Source organism: Enterobacter sp. 342 (assembly GCF_036663495.1).
Taxonomy (GTDB): Bacteria; Pseudomonadota; Gammaproteobacteria; order Enterobacterales; family Enterobacteriaceae; genus Enterobacter.
Map to the genome: position 1 here is coordinate 1 of NZ_JAWUEI010000042.1, position 22,388 is coordinate 22,388.

At 53.3% G+C, this 22,388-nt stretch carries 19 protein-coding genes, 1 pseudogene and 1 riboswitch; of the genes and pseudogenes, 10 read left to right on the forward strand and 10 right to left on the reverse strand.

The window, feature by feature from the left end:
* The 9 genes and pseudogenes from tuf to rpoC form a co-directional block, all read left to right on the forward strand.
* A pseudogene (gene tuf, locus V6E55_RS22385) lies at positions 1 to 330 on the forward strand (elongation factor Tu); the annotation flags it as partial.
* Between the two features lie 229 nt (positions 331 to 559).
* Positions 560 to 943 (forward strand): preprotein translocase subunit SecE, encoded by a 384-nt coding sequence (secE, locus tag V6E55_RS22390; RefSeq protein WP_013094999.1) that lies wholly within the window; start codon positions 560 to 562, stop codon positions 941 to 943.
* 1 nt (position 944) lies between these two features.
* A complete protein-coding gene (gene nusG, locus V6E55_RS22395; RefSeq protein ID WP_003862341.1) occupies positions 945 to 1,490 on the forward strand; it encodes a transcription termination/antitermination protein NusG in 546 nt (181 codons plus the stop codon).
* A gap of 156 nt (positions 1,491 to 1,646) precedes the next feature.
* Positions 1,647 to 2,075 carry a 50S ribosomal protein L11 gene (rplK, locus tag V6E55_RS22400; protein WP_008503452.1) on the forward strand — a complete coding sequence of 143 codons (429 nt, stop codon included), beginning with the start codon at positions 1,647 to 1,649 and terminating at the stop codon, positions 2,073 to 2,075.
* 3 nt (positions 2,076 to 2,078) lie between these two features.
* Positions 2,079 to 2,783: a 50S ribosomal protein L1 gene (gene rplA, locus V6E55_RS22405; protein ID WP_013095000.1), complete on the forward strand. Its 705-nt coding sequence runs from the start codon at positions 2,079 to 2,081 to the stop codon at positions 2,781 to 2,783.
* A 291-nt stretch (positions 2,784 to 3,074) separates the two neighbouring features.
* Positions 3,075 to 3,572, forward strand: a complete 498-nt coding sequence (rplJ, locus tag V6E55_RS22410; RefSeq protein WP_004097644.1) for a 50S ribosomal protein L10 — start codon at positions 3,075 to 3,077, stop codon at positions 3,570 to 3,572.
* Positions 3,573 to 3,638: 66 nt separating this feature from the next.
* Positions 3,639 to 4,007 carry a 50S ribosomal protein L7/L12 gene (rplL, locus tag V6E55_RS22415; RefSeq protein ID WP_014882064.1) on the forward strand — a complete coding sequence of 123 codons (369 nt, stop codon included), beginning with the start codon at positions 3,639 to 3,641 and terminating at the stop codon, positions 4,005 to 4,007.
* A 319-nt stretch (positions 4,008 to 4,326) separates the two neighbouring features.
* Positions 4,327 to 8,355 (forward strand): DNA-directed RNA polymerase subunit beta, encoded by a 4,029-nt coding sequence (rpoB, locus tag V6E55_RS22420; protein ID WP_014882065.1) that lies wholly within the window; start codon positions 4,327 to 4,329, stop codon positions 8,353 to 8,355.
* Between the two features lie 76 nt (positions 8,356 to 8,431).
* Positions 8,432 to 12,655 carry a DNA-directed RNA polymerase subunit beta' gene (gene rpoC / locus V6E55_RS22425; RefSeq protein WP_028018476.1) on the forward strand — a complete coding sequence of 1,408 codons (4,224 nt, stop codon included), beginning with the start codon at positions 8,432 to 8,434 and terminating at the stop codon, positions 12,653 to 12,655.
* 56 nt (positions 12,656 to 12,711) lie between these two features.
* Here rpoC and V6E55_RS22430 read toward each other — a convergent pair whose 3' ends face one another.
* The 10 genes from V6E55_RS22430 to rsd form a co-directional block, all read right to left on the reverse strand.
* On the reverse strand, positions 12,712 to 13,029 hold the full coding sequence (locus V6E55_RS22430; RefSeq protein WP_028018475.1) for a PTS lactose/cellobiose transporter subunit IIA: 318 nt from the start codon (positions 13,027 to 13,029) through the stop codon (positions 12,712 to 12,714).
* Positions 13,029 to 13,337: a PTS sugar transporter subunit IIB gene (locus V6E55_RS22435; protein ID WP_114980102.1), complete on the reverse strand. Its 309-nt coding sequence runs from the start codon at positions 13,335 to 13,337 to the stop codon at positions 13,029 to 13,031. Before V6E55_RS22435 ends, V6E55_RS22430 begins: the two co-directional genes overlap by 1 nt.
* Positions 13,338 to 13,516: 179 nt before the next feature.
* Entirely contained in the window at positions 13,517 to 15,058 is a 1,542-nt protein-coding gene (locus tag V6E55_RS22440; protein ID WP_316943943.1) for a sensor domain-containing diguanylate cyclase, read from the reverse strand.
* Between the two features lie 317 nt (positions 15,059 to 15,375).
* Entirely contained in the window at positions 15,376 to 16,509 is a 1,134-nt protein-coding gene (gene thiH / locus V6E55_RS22445; RefSeq protein WP_129996922.1) for a 2-iminoacetate synthase ThiH, read from the reverse strand.
* Positions 16,506 to 17,276, reverse strand: coding sequence for a thiazole synthase (gene thiG / locus V6E55_RS22450; protein ID WP_316943944.1), 771 nt, complete (start codon positions 17,274 to 17,276; stop codon positions 16,506 to 16,508). Before thiG ends, thiH begins: the two co-directional genes overlap by 4 nt.
* A gap of 1 nt (position 17,277) precedes the next feature.
* Complete coding sequence (gene thiS, locus V6E55_RS22455) at positions 17,278 to 17,478, reverse strand: sulfur carrier protein ThiS (RefSeq protein WP_028018471.1); 201 nt, start codon at positions 17,476 to 17,478, stop codon at positions 17,278 to 17,280.
* A complete protein-coding gene (gene thiF, locus V6E55_RS22460; RefSeq protein WP_316943945.1) occupies positions 17,462 to 18,217 on the reverse strand; it encodes a thiazole biosynthesis adenylyltransferase ThiF in 756 nt (251 codons plus the stop codon). Before thiF ends, thiS begins: the two co-directional genes overlap by 17 nt.
* A complete protein-coding gene (gene thiE, locus V6E55_RS22465) occupies positions 18,210 to 18,845 on the reverse strand; it encodes a thiamine phosphate synthase (protein ID WP_316943946.1) in 636 nt (211 codons plus the stop codon). The genes thiF and thiE overlap by 8 nt, the downstream gene beginning before the upstream one ends.
* Positions 18,845 to 20,740 carry a phosphomethylpyrimidine synthase ThiC gene (gene thiC / locus V6E55_RS22470; RefSeq protein ID WP_114980108.1) on the reverse strand — a complete coding sequence of 632 codons (1,896 nt, stop codon included), beginning with the start codon at positions 20,738 to 20,740 and terminating at the stop codon, positions 18,845 to 18,847. The genes thiE and thiC overlap by 1 nt, the downstream gene beginning before the upstream one ends.
* Before the next feature lie 78 nt (positions 20,741 to 20,818).
* Positions 20,819 to 20,932: riboswitch (TPP riboswitch) on the reverse strand.
* 54 nt (positions 20,933 to 20,986) lie between these two features.
* Positions 20,987 to 21,484: a sigma D regulator gene (gene rsd, locus V6E55_RS22475; RefSeq protein ID WP_316943947.1), complete on the reverse strand. Its 498-nt coding sequence runs from the start codon at positions 21,482 to 21,484 to the stop codon at positions 20,987 to 20,989.
* Positions 21,485 to 21,579: 95 nt separating this feature from the next.
* Here rsd and nudC point away from each other — a divergent pair, with 95 nt between their 5' ends.
* The gene (gene nudC, locus V6E55_RS22480) at positions 21,580 to 22,353 is read left to right on the forward strand and encodes an NAD(+) diphosphatase (RefSeq protein WP_316943948.1); all 774 of its coding nucleotides are present in this window, start codon (positions 21,580 to 21,582) and stop codon (positions 22,351 to 22,353) included.
* Positions 22,354 to 22,388 lie beyond the last annotated feature (35 nt).

Sequence of the window (22,388 nt, forward strand, 5' to 3'; positions counted from 1 at the left end):
GAAATCGAACGTGGTCAGGTTCTGGCGAAGCCAGGCTCAATCAAGCCACACACCAAGTTCGAATCTGAAGTGTACATCCTGTCCAAAGACGAAGGCGGCCGTCATACTCCGTTCTTCAAAGGCTACCGTCCACAGTTCTACTTCCGTACTACTGACGTGACCGGTACCATCGAACTGCCAGAAGGCGTAGAGATGGTAATGCCAGGCGACAACATCAAGATGGTTGTGACTCTGATCCACCCAATCGCGATGGACGACGGTCTGCGTTTCGCAATCCGTGAAGGTGGCCGTACCGTTGGCGCGGGCGTGGTTGCTAAAGTTCTCGGCTAATTGCTGATAACATTTGACGCAATGCGCAATAAAAGGGCATCATTTGATGCCCTTTTTGCACGCTTTCACGTCAGAACCTGGCTCATCAGTGATTATTTTTGTCATAATCATTGCTGAGACAGGCTCTGCAGAGAGCGTATAATTCGAAAAGCGAATTAGCATTTCGATTTGGTTTGCCTCGCGATCGCGGGGTGAAAATGTTTGTAGAATACTTCTGACAGGTTGGTTTATGAGTGCGAATACCGAAGCTCAAGGGAGCGGGCGCGGCCTGGAAGCGATGAAATGGGTAGTGGTAGCCGTTCTGCTGATCGTAGCGATTGTCGGCAACTACCTTTATCGTGACATTATGCTGCCGCTACGCGCGCTTGCAGTGGTAATTCTGATTGCTGCAGCGGGTGGTGTCGCGCTGTTGACGACGAAAGGCAAAGCGACTGTCGCTTTTGCTCGCGAAGCGCGTACCGAAGTCCGCAAGGTAATTTGGCCGACTCGCCAGGAAACATTGCACACCACGCTGATCGTAGCGGCGGTTACCGCTGTAATGTCACTGATCCTGTGGGGACTGGATGGTATTCTGGTTCGCCTGGTATCCTTTATCACTGGCCTGAGGTTCTGAGATGTCTGAAGCCCCTAAAAAGCGCTGGTACGTCGTTCAGGCGTTTTCCGGTTTTGAAGGCCGCGTAGCAACGTCGCTGCGTGAGCATATCAAATTACACAACATGGAAGAGTTATTTGGCGAAGTTATGGTTCCGACCGAAGAAGTGGTCGAGATCCGTGGCGGCCAACGTCGCAAAAGCGAGCGTAAATTCTTCCCGGGTTACGTGCTGGTCCAGATGGTTATGAACGACGCGAGCTGGCACCTTGTGCGCAGCGTACCGCGCGTGATGGGCTTTATCGGCGGCACATCTGACCGTCCGGCGCCAATCAGCGACAAAGAAGTTGATGCGATTATGAACCGCCTGCAGCAGGTGGGTGATAAGCCGCGTCCGAAAACGCTGTTTGAACCGGGTGAAATGGTTCGTGTTAATGACGGTCCGTTTGCTGACTTTAATGGCGTGGTTGAAGAAGTGGACTACGAGAAGTCCCGCCTGAAAGTCTCTGTTTCTATCTTCGGTCGTGCGACCCCGGTAGAACTGGACTTCGCCCAGGTAGAAAAAGCCTAAGCAGCGATCAAAAAAGCGACGATTTAATCGTTGCACAGGGCGCGAGATTGGAATACAATTTCGCGCCTTTTGTTTTTATGGGCCACGGCCCGTAAAACGAATTTTATTCACGGGGAGCCTTACTGAGGCGTTATCACCCAATCAGAGGATTTTAGAATGGCTAAGAAAGTACAAGCCTACGTCAAGCTGCAGGTTGCAGCTGGTATGGCGAACCCAAGTCCACCAGTTGGTCCAGCTCTGGGTCAGCAGGGTGTGAACATCATGGAATTCTGTAAAGCGTTCAACGCAAAAACTGAATCCCTGGAAAAAGGTCTGCCAATCCCAGTCGTAATCACTGTTTACGCTGACCGTTCTTTCACTTTCGTTACCAAAACCCCTCCAGCAGCTGTTCTGCTGAAGAAAGCGGCTGGTATCAAGTCTGGTTCCGGTAAACCGAACAAAGACAAAGTGGGTAAAATTTCCCGCGCTCAGCTGCAGGAAATCGCGCAGACCAAAGCTGCCGACATGACTGGTGCCGACATTGAAGCGATGACTCGCTCCATCGAAGGTACTGCACGTTCCATGGGCCTGGTAGTGGAGGACTAAGAAATGGCTAAACTGACCAAGCGCATGTCCGTGATCCGTGACAAAGTTGATGCGACCAAACAGTACGACATCAACGAAGCTATCGCTCTGCTGAAAGAACTGGCTACTGCTAAGTTCGTTGAAAGCGTTGACGTTGCTGTTAACCTGGGCATCGATGCTCGTAAATCTGATCAGAACGTTCGTGGTGCAACTGTACTGCCACACGGTACTGGCCGTTCCGTTCGCGTAGCTGTATTTACTCAGGGTGCAAACGCAGAAGCTGCTAAAGCTGCTGGTGCTGAACTGGTAGGTATGGAAGATCTGGCTGACCAGATCAAGAAAGGCGAAATGAACTTTGACGTTGTTATTGCATCTCCAGATGCAATGCGCGTTGTTGGCCAGCTGGGCCAGGTTCTGGGTCCACGCGGCCTGATGCCAAACCCGAAAGTGGGTACCGTTACTCCTAACGTTGCTGAAGCGGTTAAGAACGCTAAAGCAGGTCAGGTTCGTTATCGTAACGACAAAAACGGCATCATCCACACCACCATCGGTAAAGTGGACTTCGACGCTGACAAACTGAAAGAAAACCTGGAAGCTCTGCTGGTTGCGCTGAAAAAAGCAAAACCAACTCAGGCGAAAGGCGTGTACATCAAGAAAGTTAGCATCTCCACCACCATGGGTGCAGGTGTTGCAGTTGATCAGGCTGGCCTGAGCGCTGCTGCAAACTAATGCCTTTACGTGGGCGGTGATTTTGTCTACAATCTTACCCCCACGTTTGCTAACGAAAGTTAGCGGCTAAAAGATTTGTTCGTTGGAGCCTGGCCTATCCAGGCCTCCGTCGAAGACCGCAGGTGTTTCGTAAGAGACTTAATCCCCTGCGTAGACGGTGACAGAACGCTAAGATTATTTTTTGAATACTCTGGCTTGTTTCTGCTCACCGTATTTAGACGCTCTTCCCGTTGGGTCGAGTGAAGTGAGTTCCGGAACATGAGTTCCGGCAAACATCCAGGAGCAAAGCTAATGGCTTTAAATCTTCAAGACAAACAAGCGATTGTTGCTGAAGTCAGCGAAGTAGCCAAAGGCGCGCTGTCTGCAGTAGTTGCGGATTCCCGTGGCGTTACTGTAGACAAAATGACTGAACTGCGTAAAGCAGGTCGTGAAGCTGGCGTATACATGCGTGTTGTTCGTAACACCCTGCTGCGTCGCGTAGTTGAAGGTACTCCATTCGAGTGCCTGAAAGACACGTTTGTTGGTCCGACCCTGATTGCATACTCTATGGAACACCCGGGCGCTGCTGCTCGTCTGTTCAAAGAGTTCGCGAAAGCGAATGCAAAATTTGAGGTCAAAGCTGCAGCCTTTGAAGGTGAGTTGATCCCGGCATCGCAAATCGATCGCCTGGCAACCCTGCCGACCTACGAAGAAGCAATTGCACGCCTGATGGCAACCATGAAAGAAGCTTCGGCTGGCAAACTGGTTCGCACTCTGGCTGCTGTTCGCGATGCGAAAGAAGCTGCTTAATCGCAGTTGTCTTTATAAAGCATTTGCTTACGTATAAACTTATTCTGATTTTCAGGAACAATTTAAATGTCTATCACTAAAGATCAAATCATTGAAGCAGTTGCAGCTATGTCCGTAATGGACGTTGTAGAACTGATTTCTGCAATGGAAGAAAAATTCGGTGTTTCTGCTGCTGCCGCTGTAGCTGTTGCTGCTGGCCCAGCTGCTGACGCTGCTGAAGAAAAAACTGAATTCGACGTAATTCTGAAAGCTGCTGGCGCTAACAAAGTTGCTGTTATCAAAGCAGTACGTGGCGCAACTGGCCTGGGTCTGAAAGAAGCTAAAGACCTGGTAGAATCTGCTCCAGCTGCGCTGAAAGAAGGCGTGAGCAAAGACGACGCAGAAGCACTGAAAAAATCTCTGGAAGAAGCTGGCGCTGAAGTTGAAGTTAAATAAGCCAACTTTTCTGGTTGCAGCCTGAGTAATTAGGCTGATGGCTGGTGACTTTTTAGTCACCAGCCTTTTTGCGCTGTAAGGCATCAGTAGCATTTCACACTGTTTGACTGCTGGTTGTCCTGACAATGCTTGTTTCTATCGACGACTTAATATATTGCGACAGGGTGCTCGCTCTGTGTAAATCGCAACGAAATGGTTTAAGCGTGATAGCAACAGGTATTGCGGAAAGTATTCAATTTTCCGGTCCACAAAATGGTGTTGCACAAACTGTCCCTTCGTCGGACAGATGGGTCGACTTGTCAGCGAGCTGAGGAACCCTATGGTTTACTCCTATACCGAGAAAAAACGTATTCGTAAGGATTTTGGTAAACGTCCACAAGTTCTGGACATTCCATATCTCCTTTCTATCCAGCTTGACTCGTTCCAGAAGTTTATCGAGCAAGATCCTGAAGGGCAGTACGGTCTGGAAGCAGCCTTCCGTTCCGTGTTCCCGATTCAGAGCTACAGCGGTAATTCCGAGCTGCAGTACGTCAGCTATCGCCTTGGCGAGCCGGTGTTTGACGTTCAGGAATGTCAGATCCGTGGCGTGACCTATTCCGCACCGCTGCGCGTAAAACTGCGTCTGGTGATCTATGAGCGCGAAGCGCCAGAAGGCACCGTAAAAGACATTAAAGAACAAGAAGTCTATATGGGTGAAATTCCACTCATGACAGACAACGGTACTTTCGTCATCAACGGTACTGAGCGTGTTATCGTTTCCCAGCTGCATCGTAGCCCGGGCGTCTTCTTCGACAGCGATAAAGGTAAAACACACTCTTCCGGTAAAGTACTGTATAACGCGCGCATCATTCCTTACCGTGGTTCATGGCTGGACTTCGAGTTCGATCCAAAAGACAACCTGTTTGTCCGTATCGACCGTCGTCGTAAACTGCCTGCAACCATCATTCTGCGTGCGCTGCAATATACCACTGAGCAGATCCTGGACCTGTTCTTTGAGAAAGTGATCTTTGAAATCCGCGACAACAAGCTGCAGATGGAGCTGGTGCCGGAACGTCTGCGTGGTGAGACCGCGTCGTTCGACATCGAAGCCGACGGCAAAGTGTATGTGGAAAAAGGTCGCCGTATCACCGCGCGCCACATCCGCCAGCTGGAAAAAGATGATATCAAACACATCGAAGTTCCAGTTGAGTACATTGCAGGAAAAGTAGCCGCGAAAGATTACGTTGATGAATCAACTGGCGAGCTGATCTGCCCAGCGAACATGGAGCTGAGCCTGGATCTGCTGGCTAAGCTGAGCCAGTCTGGCCACAAACGTATCGAAACGCTGTTCACCAACGATCTGGACCACGGTCCATACATCTCTGAGACTATCCGCGTCGACCCAACGACCGATCGTCTGAGTGCGCTGGTTGAAATCTACCGCATGATGCGTCCTGGTGAGCCACCAACTCGCGAAGCGGCTGAAAGCCTGTTCGAGAACCTGTTCTTCTCCGAAGACCGCTACGATCTGTCCGCGGTTGGTCGTATGAAGTTCAACCGTTCTCTGCTGCGTGATGAGATCGAAGGTTCCGGTATCCTGAGCAAAGACGACATCATCGAAGTGATGAAGAAGCTCATTGATATCCGTAACGGTAAAGGCGAAGTGGATGATATCGACCACCTCGGCAACCGTCGTATCCGTTCCGTTGGCGAAATGGCGGAAAACCAGTTCCGCGTTGGCCTGGTACGTGTAGAGCGTGCGGTGAAAGAGCGTCTGTCTCTGGGCGATCTGGATACCCTGATGCCTCAGGATATGATCAACGCCAAGCCGATCTCTGCAGCAGTGAAAGAGTTCTTCGGTTCCAGCCAGCTGTCTCAGTTCATGGACCAGAACAACCCGCTGTCTGAGATCACGCACAAGCGTCGTATCTCTGCACTCGGCCCAGGCGGTCTGACCCGTGAACGCGCAGGCTTCGAAGTTCGAGACGTACACCCGACTCACTATGGTCGCGTATGTCCAATCGAAACGCCTGAAGGTCCAAACATCGGTCTGATCAACTCCCTGTCCGTGTACGCACAGACAAACGAATACGGTTTCCTCGAGACCCCGTACCGTAAAGTGACCGACGGTGTTGTAACCGACGAGATTCATTACCTGTCTGCTATCGAAGAAGGCAACTACGTTATCGCTCAGGCGAACTCCAACCTGGATGACGAAGGCCACTTTGTAGAAGATCTGGTTACCTGCCGTAGCAAAGGCGAATCCAGCTTGTTCAGCCGCGACCAGGTTGACTACATGGACGTATCCACCCAACAGGTGGTATCCGTCGGTGCGTCCCTGATCCCGTTCCTGGAACACGATGACGCCAACCGTGCATTGATGGGTGCGAACATGCAACGTCAGGCCGTTCCAACTCTGCGTGCTGATAAGCCGCTGGTTGGTACTGGTATGGAACGTGCTGTTGCCGTTGACTCCGGTGTTACTGCGGTTGCTAAACGTGGCGGTACTGTTCAGTACGTGGATGCCTCCCGTATCGTTATCAAAGTTAACGAAGACGAGATGTACCCGGGCGAAGCAGGTATCGACATTTATAACCTGACCAAATACACCCGTTCTAACCAGAACACCTGTATCAACCAGATGCCTTGCGTATCTCTGGGTGAGCCAGTTGAGCGCGGCGACGTGCTGGCAGACGGTCCGTCCACCGACCTCGGTGAACTGGCGCTCGGTCAGAACATGCGCGTAGCGTTCATGCCGTGGAACGGTTACAACTTCGAAGACTCCATCCTCGTCTCCGAGCGTGTGGTTCAGGAAGATCGTTTCACCACCATCCATATTCAGGAACTGGCATGTGTGTCCCGTGACACCAAGCTGGGGCCAGAAGAGATCACCGCTGACATCCCTAACGTGGGTGAAGCTGCGCTCTCTAAACTGGATGAATCCGGTATTGTTTACATCGGTGCGGAAGTGACCGGCGGCGACATTCTGGTTGGTAAGGTAACGCCGAAAGGTGAAACCCAGCTGACGCCAGAAGAGAAACTGCTGCGTGCAATCTTCGGTGAGAAAGCGTCTGACGTTAAAGACTCTTCTCTGCGCGTACCAAACGGTGTTTCCGGTACGGTTATCGACGTTCAGGTCTTCACCCGTGATGGTGTTGAAAAAGATAAGCGTGCGCTGGAAATCGAAGAGATGCAGCTCAAACAGGCTAAGAAAGACCTGTCTGAAGAACTGCAGATCCTCGAAGCAGGTCTGTTCAGCCGTATTTATGCGGTGCTGGTTGCCGGTGGCGTTGAAGCTGAGAAGCTCGACAAACTGCCACGCGATCGCTGGCTGGAACTGGGCCTGACCGACGAAGAGAAACAAAATCAGCTGGAACAACTGGCTGAGCAGTATGACGAACTGAAACACGAGTTCGAGAAAAAACTCGAAGCGAAACGCCGCAAAATCACTCAGGGCGACGATCTGGCACCAGGCGTGCTGAAGATTGTTAAGGTGTATCTGGCTGTTAAACGTCAGATCCAGCCTGGTGATAAGATGGCAGGTCGTCACGGTAACAAGGGTGTTATCTCTAAGATCAACCCGATCGAAGATATGCCGCACGATGCTAACGGTACGCCGGTAGATATCGTACTGAACCCACTGGGCGTACCGTCTCGTATGAACATCGGTCAGATTCTGGAAACCCACCTGGGTATGGCTGCAAAAGGCATTGGCGACAAGATTAACGCCATGCTGAAACAGCAGCAGGAAGTCGCGAAACTGCGCGAATTCATCCAGCGTGCCTACGATCTGGGTACCGACGTGCGTCAGAAAGTCGACCTGAACACCTTCAGCGATGAAGAAGTGCTGCGTCTGGCAGAGAACCTGCGCAAAGGTATGCCAATTGCAACGCCGGTATTCGACGGTGCAAAAGAAGCTGAAATTAAAGAGCTGCTGCAACTGGGTGGTCTGCCAACGTCTGGTCAGATTACGCTGTTTGACGGCCGTACCGGTGAACAGTTCGAGCGTCCAGTAACCGTAGGTTACATGTACATGCTGAAACTGAACCACCTGGTCGACGACAAAATGCACGCTCGTTCTACCGGTTCTTACAGCCTGGTTACTCAGCAGCCGCTGGGTGGTAAGGCACAGTTCGGTGGTCAGCGCTTCGGGGAGATGGAAGTGTGGGCGCTGGAAGCATACGGCGCGGCATACACCCTGCAGGAAATGCTCACCGTTAAGTCTGATGACGTGAACGGTCGTACCAAGATGTATAAAAACATCGTGGACGGCAACCATCAGATGGAACCGGGCATGCCAGAATCCTTCAACGTACTGTTGAAAGAGATTCGTTCGCTGGGTATCAACATCGAACTGGAAGACGAGTAATTCTCGCTCAAACAGGTCACTGGTGCCGGGTTAACCCCCGGCACCGGATTGTGCTAACTCCGACGGGAGCAAATCCGTGAAAGATTTATTAAAGTTTCTGAAAGCGCAGACTAAAACCGAAGAGTTTGATGCGATCAAAATTGCTCTGGCTTCGCCAGACATGATCCGTTCATGGTCGTTCGGTGAAGTTAAAAAGCCGGAAACCATCAACTACCGTACGTTCAAACCTGAGCGTGACGGCCTTTTCTGTGCGCGTATTTTCGGGCCAGTAAAAGATTACGAGTGCCTGTGCGGTAAGTACAAGCGCCTGAAACACCGCGGTGTGATCTGTGAGAAGTGCGGCGTTGAAGTGACCCAGACCAAAGTGCGCCGTGAGCGCATGGGCCACATCGAGCTGGCATCTCCAACCGCTCACATCTGGTTCCTGAAATCTCTGCCGTCCCGTATCGGTCTGCTGCTGGATATGCCGCTGCGCGATATCGAACGTGTTCTGTACTTCGAATCTTATGTGGTTATCGAAGGCGGGATGACGAACCTGGAACGTCACCAGATCCTGACTGAAGAGCAGTATCTGGACGCGCTGGAAGAGTTCGGTGACGAATTCGACGCGAAGATGGGTGCGGAAGCTATTCAGGCCCTGCTGAAGAGCATGGATCTGGAGCAAGAGTGCGAGCAGCTGCGTGAAGAGCTGAACGAAACCAACTCCGAAACCAAGCGTAAAAAGCTGACCAAGCGTATCAAACTGCTGGAAGCGTTCGTTCAGTCTGGTAACAAACCAGAGTGGATGATCCTGACCGTTCTGCCGGTTCTGCCGCCAGATCTGCGTCCACTGGTTCCGCTGGATGGTGGTCGTTTCGCGACTTCTGACCTGAACGATCTGTATCGTCGCGTCATTAACCGTAACAACCGTCTGAAACGTCTGCTGGATCTGGCTGCACCGGATATCATCGTACGCAACGAAAAACGTATGCTGCAGGAAGCAGTAGATGCCCTGCTGGATAACGGTCGTCGCGGTCGTGCGATCACCGGTTCTAACAAACGTCCTCTGAAATCTTTGGCCGACATGATCAAAGGTAAGCAGGGTCGTTTCCGTCAGAACCTGCTCGGTAAGCGTGTTGACTACTCCGGTCGTTCTGTAATCACCGTAGGTCCATACCTGCGTCTGCATCAGTGCGGTCTGCCTAAGAAAATGGCACTGGAGCTGTTCAAACCGTTCATCTACGGCAAGCTGGAGCTGCGTGGCCTGGCCACCACCATCAAAGCCGCTAAGAAAATGGTTGAGCGTGAAGAAGCTGTCGTTTGGGATATCCTGGACGAAGTTATCCGCGAACACCCGGTACTGCTGAACCGTGCACCAACCCTGCACCGTCTGGGTATCCAGGCATTTGAGCCAGTACTGATCGAAGGTAAAGCTATCCAGCTGCACCCGCTGGTTTGTGCGGCATATAACGCCGACTTCGATGGTGACCAGATGGCTGTTCACGTACCGCTGACGCTGGAAGCCCAGCTGGAAGCGCGTGCGCTGATGATGTCTACCAACAACATCCTGTCTCCAGCGAACGGTGAGCCAATCATCGTTCCTTCTCAGGACGTTGTATTGGGTCTGTACTACATGACCCGTGACTGTGTTAACGCCAAAGGCGAAGGCATGGTGCTGACTGGCCCGAAAGAAGCTGAGCGTATTTATCGCGCTGGCCTGGCCTCTCTGCATGCGCGCGTTAAAGTGCGTATCACCGAATACGAAAAAGATGAAAACGGCGAGTTCGTTGCGAAAACCAGCCTGAAAGACACGACTGTTGGCCGTGCCATTCTGTGGATGATCGTACCGAAGGGTCTGCCTTTCTCCATCGTCAACCAGGCGCTGGGCAAGAAAGCGATCTCCAAAATGCTGAACACCTGTTACCGCATTCTGGGTCTGAAGCCGACCGTAATCTTCGCTGACCAGACAATGTACACCGGCTTTGCTTATGCAGCGCGTTCAGGTGCATCTGTTGGTATTGATGACATGGTCATCCCAGAGAAGAAACACGAGATCATCTCTGAAGCGGAAGCCGAAGTTGCTGAGATCCAGGAGCAGTTCCAGTCTGGTCTGGTAACCGCGGGCGAACGCTATAACAAAGTTATCGATATCTGGGCTGCGGCGAACGATCGTGTATCCAAGGCGATGATGGATAACCTGCAGACCGAAACCGTGATTAACCGTGACGGCGTTGAAGAACAGCAGGTTTCCTTCAACAGCATCTACATGATGGCCGACTCCGGTGCGCGTGGTTCTGCTGCACAGATTCGTCAGCTGGCAGGTATGCGTGGTCTGATGGCGAAGCCAGATGGCTCCATCATCGAAACGCCAATCACCGCGAACTTCCGTGAAGGTCTGAACGTACTCCAGTACTTCATCTCTACTCACGGTGCTCGTAAAGGTCTGGCGGATACCGCACTGAAAACAGCGAACTCCGGTTATCTGACGCGTCGTCTGGTTGACGTTGCGCAGGATCTGGTTGTGACCGAAGACGATTGTGGCACCCTCGAAGGTATCACCATGACCCCGGTTATCGAGGGTGGTGATGTTAAAGAGCCACTGCGCGATCGCGTACTGGGTCGTGTAACCGCGGAAGACATTCTGAAGCCGGGTACTGCAGACATTCTGGTTCCACGCAATACGCTGCTGCACGAACAGTGGTGTGACCTGCTGGAAGCAAACTCTGTTGACTCAGTGAAAGTACGTTCCGTTGTATCCTGTGACACCGACTTTGGTGTATGTGCGCACTGCTATGGTCGTGACCTGGCGCGTGGCCACATCATCAACAAAGGTGAAGCAATCGGTGTTATCGCGGCACAGTCCATCGGTGAACCGGGTACACAGCTGACGATGCGTACGTTCCACATCGGTGGTGCGGCATCTCGTGCGGCTGCTGAATCCAGCATCCAGGTGAAAAACAAAGGTAGTATCAAGCTCAGCAACGCGAAGTCTGTTGTTAACTCCGCAGGCAAGCTGGTTGTCACCTCTCGTAACACCGAGCTGAAACTGATCGACGAATTCGGTCGTACCAAAGAGAGCTATAAAGTACCTTATGGTGCTGTTATGGCGAAAGGTGATGGTGAGCAGGTTGCCGGCGGTGAAACCGTTGCAAACTGGGATCCACACACCATGCCAGTTATCACCGAAGTAAGTGGTTTCATCCGCTTCACTGACATGATCGACGGCCAGACCATTACTCGTCAGACTGATGAGCTGACCGGTCTGTCTTCTCTGGTGGTTCTGGATTCTGCAGAGCGTACTACTGGTGGTAAAGACCTGCGTCCTGCACTGAAAATCGTTGATGCTCAGGGTAATGACGTTCTGATCCCTGGTACCGATATGCCTGCGCAGTACTTCCTGCCAGGTAAAGCGATTGTACAGCTGGAAGATGGCGTACAGATCAGCTCTGGTGACACCCTGGCGCGTATTCCTCAGGAATCCGGCGGTACCAAGGACATCACCGGTGGTCTGCCACGCGTTGCGGACCTGTTCGAAGCACGTCGTCCGAAAGAGCCGGCAATCCTGGCTGAAATCAGCGGTATCATCTCCTTCGGTAAAGAGACCAAAGGTAAACGCCGTCTGGTTATCACTCCAGTAGATGGCAGCGAGCCGTACGAAGAGATGATTCCTAAGTGGCGTCAGCTCAACGTGTTCGAAGGTGAACGTGTAGAACGTGGTGACGTGGTTTCCGACGGTCCAGAAGCGCCGCACGATATCCTGCGTCTGCGTGGTGTGCATGCTGTTACTCGTTACATCGTTAACGAAGTACAGGACGTATACCGTCTGCAGGGCGTTAAGATTAACGATAAACACATCGAAGTTATCGTTCGTCAGATGCTGCGTAAAGCAACCATCGAAAACGCAGGTAGCTCTGAGTTCCTGGAAGGCGAGCAGGTTGAATACTCTCGCGTTAAGATCGCTAACCGCGATCTGGAAGCGAACGGCAAAATCGGTGCGACCTTCGCACGTGATCTGCTGGGTATCACCAAAGCGTCTCTGGCAACCGAGTCCTTCATCTCTGCAGCATCGTTCCAGGAAACTACGCGTGTCCTGACCGAAGCGGCTGTTGCAGGTAAACGTGATGAACTGCGCGGTCTGAAAGAGAACGTTATCGTGGGTCGTCTGATCCCGGCTGGTACCGGTTATGCGTACCATCAGGATCGTATGCGTCGTCGTGCTGCGGGCGAACTGCCAGCTGCACCGCAGGTCACTGCTGAAGATGCATCCGCGAGCCTGGCAGAACTGCTGAACGCAGGTCTGGGTGGTTCCGACAACGAGTAATCGTTGATTCAGCTAATAAAAAACCCGCTTCGGCGGGTTTTTTTATATCTTTTTTTTCAGTTAATCAGCGGTAGCCGACGGTACAGCTCTATCATATCGCCCGCCAGGTCCTGAATGACCATCGCGTTCATCAGGTGATCCTGCGAATGGACGGTGATCAGGTTAACCGGCAGCTTCCCGGTACCTTCATCAAGACCAATAAGCTGTGTCTGAATCGTGTGCGCATGCTTCACATATTCGCGCGACTCTTCCATCGCCTTTTCGGCTTCGGCAAAGTCACCTTTACGTGCCATCTGCAACGCCGTAAGGGCAGCACTGCGTGCCGCACCTGCGTTGACCAGCAGTTCCATGATTGTGGTTTCTAAGTCTTCCATTATGACTCCAGCAGTTTGAGCGCTTTTTCCAGTACGGCCTCGCCTTTCATCATGCCGTAATCCATCATGTCGATTACCGCGACCTGTTTACCCAGCGGGTCGGCCTGTGCCTGAAGTTTAGCCTGCTCGTATTTAACCTGTGGCCCCAGCAATACGATATCGGCCGTCGCGATATTGTCTTTAAACTCCGCAACCGGAACGGCTTTAATGGTGACTTCAACCCCTTTTTTCTGTGCGGCGTCTTTCATACGTTGAACCAGCATGCTGGTTGACATTCCCGCTGCACAGCATAAAACGATGTTCTTCATAATCAGCCTCGATCTACATGTGTTTATTGATAATTATCCCGTGAAGAACGCTTCAACAACCGCTTTACCGTGATTGTGTGTGAGGCATCACAAAGAAACCGATGATTTTCTGAAACCGGTTACAATTTTGCATTGGTGAGCAGCTTGCCCGCCGAAACGGGCAAGGTGACAGGTGAGGATTAGCTGATGGACGTGCGGATAATGCGATTTTTTCCCTGCTGCTTCGCGCCGTAGAGCGCGTTATCAATGCTCCCTACAAATTGCTCCAGCGGTTCGTGGTGCCATTCTCCCAGACCACCACTGAACGTTACCCGCAGGTTTTCTTCTCGCCAGACGCGTTTTTCAACGGCGGTACGCCACGCCTCAAGTAATGAAAGTGCGGAAGCAATCTGTTCAGCCTGGAAGACTACCGCGAATTCTTCCCCACCATAACGGTAAACCGAGACGTGATGTGGCTGCATTATCTGGATCCCTTCGCGGGCCACGCTGCGCAGGACGATATCACCGGTCAAGTGGCCCAGCGTATCGTTAATCGACTTGAAGTTATCAATGTCCACCAGTGCCATTGCAAAAGGCTGGTGTGCATCCATCAGTTCCGCCACATCGCTATCGAATGCGCGGCGGTTTTTGCAGCCCGTCAGTGCATCGTGCGTTGCCTGGCGCACATACGCCATTTCGCGCTCTTTATTGGACTGGATAGTGTGGCTCAGCATCGCTTCCAGACGTGGAACCTGGCCGACATCACCGGTTTTGATTGCATTGATAATGTGCATCAGCACGGTACGCGATGCATGGCGCAGATATAAACCAAAGAGAATGATGATGATAGCCGCCAGGGCAAACCCCCAGCCAACAATCGTTGTTTCGTGGCGAGTGATATCGGTGAGCGTTGCCCCCGATACCCGGTAGATAACAAACCAGTCCGGGTTGGTAAACGAGTAATAGTAATACCAGGCGTTACTTTTCTTGTCGTAAATATGGCCTTCGCCGCTGGTCATTTTGTCCATCAGCGCTTCGCTCACGTACTTTTTGAAGAGCGCGCCGGTATCCGGGTGCAGCACCACAGCACCGTCGCGTTCGACGATAAAGAATTCCCCCTGAACGGGAGCTACCATCTGACGCAGGGTATAGCCCATTGACGTCAAATCGAGATCAAAAGCGATGGTTCCCTTCAGTCTGCCTTCAGGTGAAATCAAGGGCTTATAGAGTGTTACCGTCGGATGGCCAGTGAAGTAGTCCATATAGGGGCTAGTATAGTGGCTGAAGATACTGGCTTCCGCCTGGGCGACAAACCACGGCCGAGTTCGGGGATCGAAAGTTTTGCTCTTATCCGTAGGGAGCACTTCCGGTGCTCGCAGATAATTCCCCTGCGTGTCGGCCAGCGAAATAGAGGATACGGTCGGCATCAGGTTCTGCAAATACATCATCATCTGCAGTCCCTGTGTTGGGTTGACGTTTAACGTCTCGTTTAGCTTGTCATCGCGCGCGAAGTACATTGCGGAACGGCCAAGGATATAGTCATTTTCGCGCAGGATAGATTCGGTGTAATTCACTGCCAGGTTATGCGTGAAATTGCTATTAATCTTGTGATAATCCTCAAGAAAATCCTTTCGTTGCGAAAGCGTCACTGCGACTGCGATCAGCACAAAACTGCACAGGATCCCCGCGAAGCTGAGCATAATTGGCCGGGTGAAAGAGAGTTTTTTGCTGTGAAGTGCCATGTGTTGTACATCGATCCTGATGGTGAATGCTTTTTGTCTGCCGATATCCTCTCAGCATAGTCGCTGTCCTGCGATTGGCTGTGAATTATACGATGTACGGTTTCAGACGAGATGATTTATATTAAGAATCACTAAGAAAATACCTATGAACATTCTGGATTCAGACTGAGGCAGGGCGAAACGAGGAAGAAGCTTTTCGCCCTGGCCAGCGTCCGTTGCTGGCCCTGAGACAATAAAAAACCGGACGATTGCTGACAATCATCCGGTTGTAACTCTCCGAAGCGTCTCGACAATTTTTTCCCGGGTTGCGGTGCGTTTCAACGCAATTGCGAGGCTCTTCCCAGCCAGCTATCCCAGTCTTTCCAGACTGGCTGTAGACCCTGTTCAGACAGAGCGGCAGCGACTGCTTCCGGACGTCGCCCGTCATGTGGTGCAAACTGCTCCAGCTCAGGATGGTCGTCGGCGTAGCCGCCAGGCTGCGTTTTGGAAAATGCGCTAACGTTGTTGATCGCAAGTGGGATCACGCGATCGCGAAACGCCGGGGACTCGCGCGTTGAGAGAGATAACTCAACCTCCGGAGCAAGCAGGCGGAACGCACAGATGGTTTGCACCAGTTGACGCTCATCCATCAGAGAAGCCGGTTCAACCCCTCCCGTGCAAGGTCGCAGCCGGGGGAAGGAGATAGAGTAACGGCTCTGCCAGTAGCGTTGCTGGAGCCATAGCAGATGTTCTGCCACCATGTAGCAATCTACCCGCCAGCTATCCGATAGCCCGATCAGCGCCCCAAGACCGATTTTGTCGATCCCGGCGCGTCCCAGTCTGTCCGGTGTCTCCAGCCGGAAAAAGAAGTCCTGTTTCTTTCCCTTGAGGTGATGTCGGGCATATGTCGCCTCGTGGTAGGTTTCCTGATAGACCATGACGCCGTCCAGCCCGAGCGTTTTTAACTCTGCGTATTCATCCTGCGACAGGGGCTGCACTTCCATTTGCAAAGAGGCAAACTGACGACGAATGGCGGGGAGGTGCTGACGAAAATAGTCCATTCCCACTTTCCCCTGATGTTCACCCGTGACCAGCAGAAGATGCTCAAAGCCCATTTCACGAATGGCCGCACACTCACGTGCAATTTCACTCTCATCGAGCGTTTTCCGCTTGATGCGGTTGCTCATGGAGAAGCCGCAATAGGTGCAGTCATTGGCGCACAGGTTAGAGAGGTAAAGCGGGACGTAAAAACTCACCGTGTTGCCAAAGCGCTGGCGTGTCAGCCTCTGAGCACGCTGTGCCATCGGTTCAAGATATGCGCTGGCTGCCGGGGAGAGCAGGGCCATCAAATCCTCGCGGGTGAGGTGACGGGCATTTAATGCTCGCTCCACGTCAGCAGCCGTTTTGCTGTTGATGCGCAGGGCAATGTCGTCCCAGTTAAGCTGCCGCCAGCGCTCGGTAAACGTGCTCATGAGATTGCCTCCAGAAAACCGGTCAACGGGCTGGTGGCCTGAGCCTGAAGACTGCGTGAGCCGGGGCCAGACTCCCTTGCCAGCACACCGGCTTCTACGGCCATGCGGAACGCACGCGCCATCATGACTGGATCGTCAGCCACCGCGATGGCCGTATTCACCAGCACAGCGTCTGCACCCATCTCCAGCGCCTGCGCAGCATGGCTGGGCACGCCAATGCCCGCATCCACAACGACTGGCACGGTAGCTTGCTCAATAATGATTTCAAGCATCGCGCGGGTTTCCAGTCCCTGATTGGAGCCGATAGGGGCACCCAGCGGCATGACGGCGGCACAGCCGACCTCTTCCAGACGCTTGCACAGTACGGGGTCGGCTCCGCAGTAAGGCAGAACGATAAACCCTTGCTGAACCAGTTTTTCGGCTGCTTTCAGCGTTTCGATAGGGTCAGGTAGCAGCCAGCGGGCATCCGGGTGAATTTCCAGCTTCAGCCAGTGGGTGCCGAGCGCTTCTCGCGCCAGTTGTGCGGCAAAAATCGCCTCCTCGGCCGTTTTCGCACCGGACGTATTGGGTAGCAGCGTAACGCCTGCTTCCAGTAAAGGTGCCAGAATGGCATCGCTGTGGTGACGCAGGTCCACGCGCTTCATGGCCAGCGTCACCAGCTGGCTGCCGCTTTCCCGGATGGCCTCCACCATCAGCTGTGGAGAGGCGAATTTTCCAGTTCCGGTAAACAGATGTGAATCAAAGACTTTATCGGCAATACGTAACATCTCAGCCCCCTGCGATAACCTGAAACAGCAGGATCTGATCACCTTCATTGACCTGCTGAAGCTCCCACTGCTCGCGCGGCAGGATCTGTTGATTGAGCGCCAGCGCCGTACCTGGTTTAAGCTGACGTAATTTATCGAGCAAAACGGCAACGGTAAGCCCGTCGTCGCAGCTCATCGGCTCATCGTTAAACAGAATGCGCATTGTGGCCTCCGCATACCGGGCAGTGGTTGGCACGGTGAAGCGCCAGCTGCCTCCAGCCGCTGGTGCGGGCATCAAACAAGCGCAGCGTATTGCGTTCCGTCTCCATGCCGCTGAGCAGCTTGATGGCTTCCAGCGCCTGCATTGTGCCCATTACACCGACCACCGGACCAAGAATGCCTGCCGTCCGGCAGTTGCGCGTTGGCTCGGCATCATCCGGCCACAGGCAGCGATAGCAGCCCTGTGACCACGGCGGAGTCAGGACCATCATCTGCCCGCCGAAACCCACCGCGCTGGCGGTGATAAGCGGTGTATTATTTGCCACGCAGGCGGCGTTGATTGCCTGACGCGTCGCCATATTGTCGGTGCAGTCCAGCACCACGTCGGCCAGGGCAACTTCACGTTGCAGGCTTTCACCGCTGAGCCGTTGCTGTAGGGCAATCAGTTCGATGTCCGGGTTAAGCTGGTTCAGCCGCTGGCGGGTGATTTGCGCTTTAGGCTGGTTAATATCCTCGGTGGTAAAGAGAATTTGCCGTTGCAGGTTGCTGAGGTGAACGTCGTCGTCATCGGCCAGTACCAGCGTGCCGACGCCCGCCCCTGCCAGATAGAGCGCGGCAGGGGCTCCTAACCCGCCCAGACCCACAATCAGAACCCGGCTGGCGAGCAGCTTTTGCTGCCCGTCAATGGCGATATCCTCGAGCAGAAGCTGACGGCTGTAGCGCATAAAATCACGATCATTCATCGCCTGCTCCTGCCAGCTGTAACAGCTGCTCAGTGGCCGACTGCCAGTCTGCGGCCTGGGTAATGGCGCTGACGACGGCAATGCTGCCGACGCCGGTCTCCAGCACCACCGGGGCACGTTCAAGGCTGATACCGCCGATGGCAACGGTGGGGTAATCGGCAAGGCGTTCAACATGACTCGCCAGCTGCGTCAGACCTTGCGGTGCAGAGGGCATCTGCTTGGTTTGGGTCGGGAAGACGTGGCCGAGAGCGATGTAAGAGGGGCGGGCGGTCAGCGCGACGTCGATTTCCATATCGTCATGCGTTGACACCCCCAGACGCAACCCTGCGTCGCGGATCGCATTGAGATCGGTCGTCTCAAGGTCTTCCTGACCCAGATGCACGCCATAAGCCTGGTGTTTGATCGCCAGTCGCCAGTAGTCGTTGATAAACAAGCGAGCATCATAGCGACGCCCCAGCGCGATGGCAGAAACCACATCCGCCTCTACCTCTTCATCGTGTTTATCTTTAATGCGTAGCTGGATTGTGCGAACGCCCGCCGCAAGCAGGCGCTCTATCCATTCCACGCTGTCCACCACCGGATAGAGCCCTAAACGGAAGGGCACTGGTGGGAAATCGGGCTGGTACATTACGCCTCCTCTTTTTTGAGGTAGATTTCACCACCTTTGGCGCGGAAGGTTTCTGACATATCCGCCATGCCCACTTCGATGGTTTGCGTGGCGGCGTAGTCACGTACCTCCTGGCTGATTTTCATCGAGCAGAATTTCGGCCCGCACATGGAGCAGAAGTGTGCCACCTTGCCCGATTCCTGCGGCAGTGTTTCGTCGTGATAGGCGCGGGCAGTGAACGGATCGAGCGCCAGGTTGAACTGATCTTCCCAGCGGAATTCGAAGCGTGCTTTCGACATGGCGTTATCACGGATTTGCGCTCCCGGGTGGCCTTTCGCCAGATCGGCTGCGTGAGCGGCAATTTTGTAGGTGATCAGACCCTGCTTCACGTCCTCTTTGTTCGGCAGGCCGAGGTGCTCTTTCGGCGTGACGTAGCAGAGCATGGCGCAGCCGAACCAGCCGATCATCGCTGCACCAATCCCCGACGTGAAGTGGTCGTAGCCCGGCGCGATATCGGTGGTCAATGGCCCGAGGGTGTAGAACGGTGCTTCGTGGCAGTGCTCCAGCTCTTCGGTCATGTTGCGACGGATCATCTGCATTGGCACATGTCCCGGGCCTTCAATCATCACCTGTACGTCATATTCCCAGGCGATTTTGGTCAGTTCGCCCAGCGTGTGCAGTTCGGCAAACTGCGCTTCGTCATTGGCATCTCGGATGGAGCCAGGACGCAGGCCGTCGCCCAGCGACAGGGAGACATCGTAAGCCGCGCAGATTTCGCAGATTTCACGGAAATGTTCGTAGAGGAAGTTTTCCTGATGATGGGAGAGACACCACTTCGCCATGATGGAACCGCCGCGTGAGACAATACCGGTCAGACGTTTCGCCGTCATCGGCACGTAGCGCAGTAGTACACCTGCGTGAATAGTGAAGTAGTCCACGCCCTGCTCAGCCTGTTCCAGTAACGTGTCGCGGAACGCTTCCCAGGTAAGATCTTCGGCAATGCCATTTACCTTCTCCAGTGCCTGATACACAGGCACCGTCCCGATTGGTACCGGGCTGTTACGCAGGATCCATTCGCGGGTTTCGTGAATATAACGGCCAGTAGAGAGATCCATCACCGTGTCCGCACCCCAGCGCGTCGACCAGACCAGTTTTTCCACCTCTTCTTCGATGGAGGAAGTAACAGCAGAGTTACCGATGTTAGCGTTGACCTTCACCAGGAAATTACGGCCGATAATCATTGGCTCAGATTCCGGGTGATTGATGTTGGCAGGGATAATCGCGCGGCCAGCGGCGACTTCATCACGCACAAATTCCGGCGTAATGTTTTCCGGCAGGCGAGCGCCAAAACCTTCTCCCGGATGCTGGTGGCGCAGAATTTCGCTACGGATGCGCTCACGGCCCATGTTTTCGCGAATGGCGATGAACTCCATTTCGGGGGTGACGATCCCCTGACGAGCGTAGTGCAGTTGGGTCACGCATTTGCCTGCTTTAGCTCGCTTCGGTGTCAGAAGGCCGGTGAAGCGCAGCTCGTCCAGACCGTCGTCGGCCAGGCGCTCTTTGGTGTAGGCGGAACTTTGCTCGTTTAGCTCTTCGCTGTCCTGACGGGCGTCGATCCACGGCTGGCGCAGTTTAGCCAGGCCTTTCTGAACGTTGATCGCAATTTCAGGGTCACCGTATGGGCCGGAGGTGTCATACACCGGAACAGCTTCGTTGTCTTCATACTGCGGGTTATCTTTGCTGCCGCCGATAAGTGTTGGGCTAAGCTGAATTTCACGCATCGGCACGCGGATATCCGCCTGAGAGCCGGTGATGTAGATGCGTTTAGAGTTCGGGAAAGCGGTGCCTTCCAGGGTATCAATGAAGTGTTGGGCGTGTGCGCGCTGTTCGCGGCGGGTCAGTTTAGTGGTAGACATAGCTCATTCCAAAAGTGAAGGACATGGCTTGTCAGACGACGGATGAAGCAAGAGAAGATCGCCCGCAGGCGATTCAACAGCAGTGTGACTCTTGTTCCCTTCGCAGGTATTAACCTGATCAGGTTCCGCGGATCCCGAATTAACGGTCTCAGCCCGCGTTTTTGCAAACGCTGGGCACTCCGACAAGAAAAATCCCCCTCGTGAGAGGGGCGAATGTTTGTAAATTACTCGTTAACGATTAAGAACTCAAGCAGGGCGCGCGATGTTATCTTCGTTGCTGGCACTGAGATTGCTATCCAGCACGAGGGTGATCAGCTTATCTTCCAGTGTGAATCGCTCTTCCAGCGCTTCGCCAAGGTCGGAAAGTGCCTGCTGAAACTCAAGATAGTTATCGTGATCGATCGCATTCTCAAGTGTGGAATCGTAGTAGTCCATGATCTGCTGGGTGTTGGCTTCCAGCAGCGGGTAGAGTTTGCTGGCCGCTAAATACGGTGTCGTCCCTTCCATTTCGCGGATAATGCGTTCATAAATATTGAAATGGCCGTCGGATAGGTAGTCGACCAGGCTCTGACAAAAATCATCCAGCGCTTTTTCATTCAGACGCATAAACGATTCTTTGCCAGGCTTAATACCGACCAGATTGTAATAAGCCACGAGTAGATGCTTGCGCACATGTAGCCAGCGATCCACCAGTTTGTTACTTCCTCTAACGCGCTCAGTCAGGCTTTCTAGCTGGTTTAACATGTTCGACTCCGCAAAGTTTAGAATTGAATCTGCTTATCCAAAATGTAACCACGATGCTAACAACATGTCAGTGAAGCGAAGGTAGTGCAATAGATATGGATCGTATTATTGAAAAATCAGATCTTGGTTGGTGGATCGTCAGTCACGAACAAAAATTATGGCTCCCCGTCGGGGAAATTCCCTATGGTGCTGCAGAGACCTTCGACCTTGTTGGTCTGCCCGCACTGAAGATCGGCGAGTGGCAGGGTGATCCCGTGTGGATGGTCCAGCAAGCTCGCCGTCAGGACATGGGATCTGTTCGTCAGGTGCTGGATCTGGATGTGGGGCTGTTCCAGCTGGCGGGCCGTGGCGTACAGCTGGCGGAGTTTTATCGTTCGCATAAATACTGCGGTTACTGCGGGCATACCATGCACCCGAGCAAAACCGAGTGGGCGATGCTCTGCAGTCACTGCCGTGAACGCTACTATCCGCAGATCGCGCCGTGCATTATCGTCGCTATCCGTCGCGAGGATTCCATCCTGCTGGCGCAACATACCCGTCACCGTAACGGCATTCACACTGTGCTGGCCGGGTTTGTCGAAGTGGGCGAAACGCTGGAGCAGGCGGTGGCGCGCGAAGTGATGGAGGAGAGCGGGATTAAAGTGAAGAACCTGCGCTATGTTACCTCTCAGCCATGGCCGTTCCCCCAGTCACTGATGACGGCATTTATGGCCGAATACGATAGCGGGGAAATCGTCATCGACCAGAAAGAGTTACTGGAAGCGAACTGGTATCGGTATGACGATTTACCTCTGTTACCGCCGCCAGGTACGGTGGCGCGTCGGCTGATAGAAGATACCGTGGCAATGTGTCGGGCCGAGTATGAGTAGTGTTACACTGAGGCCATGACGCTTAAGGAACTGCA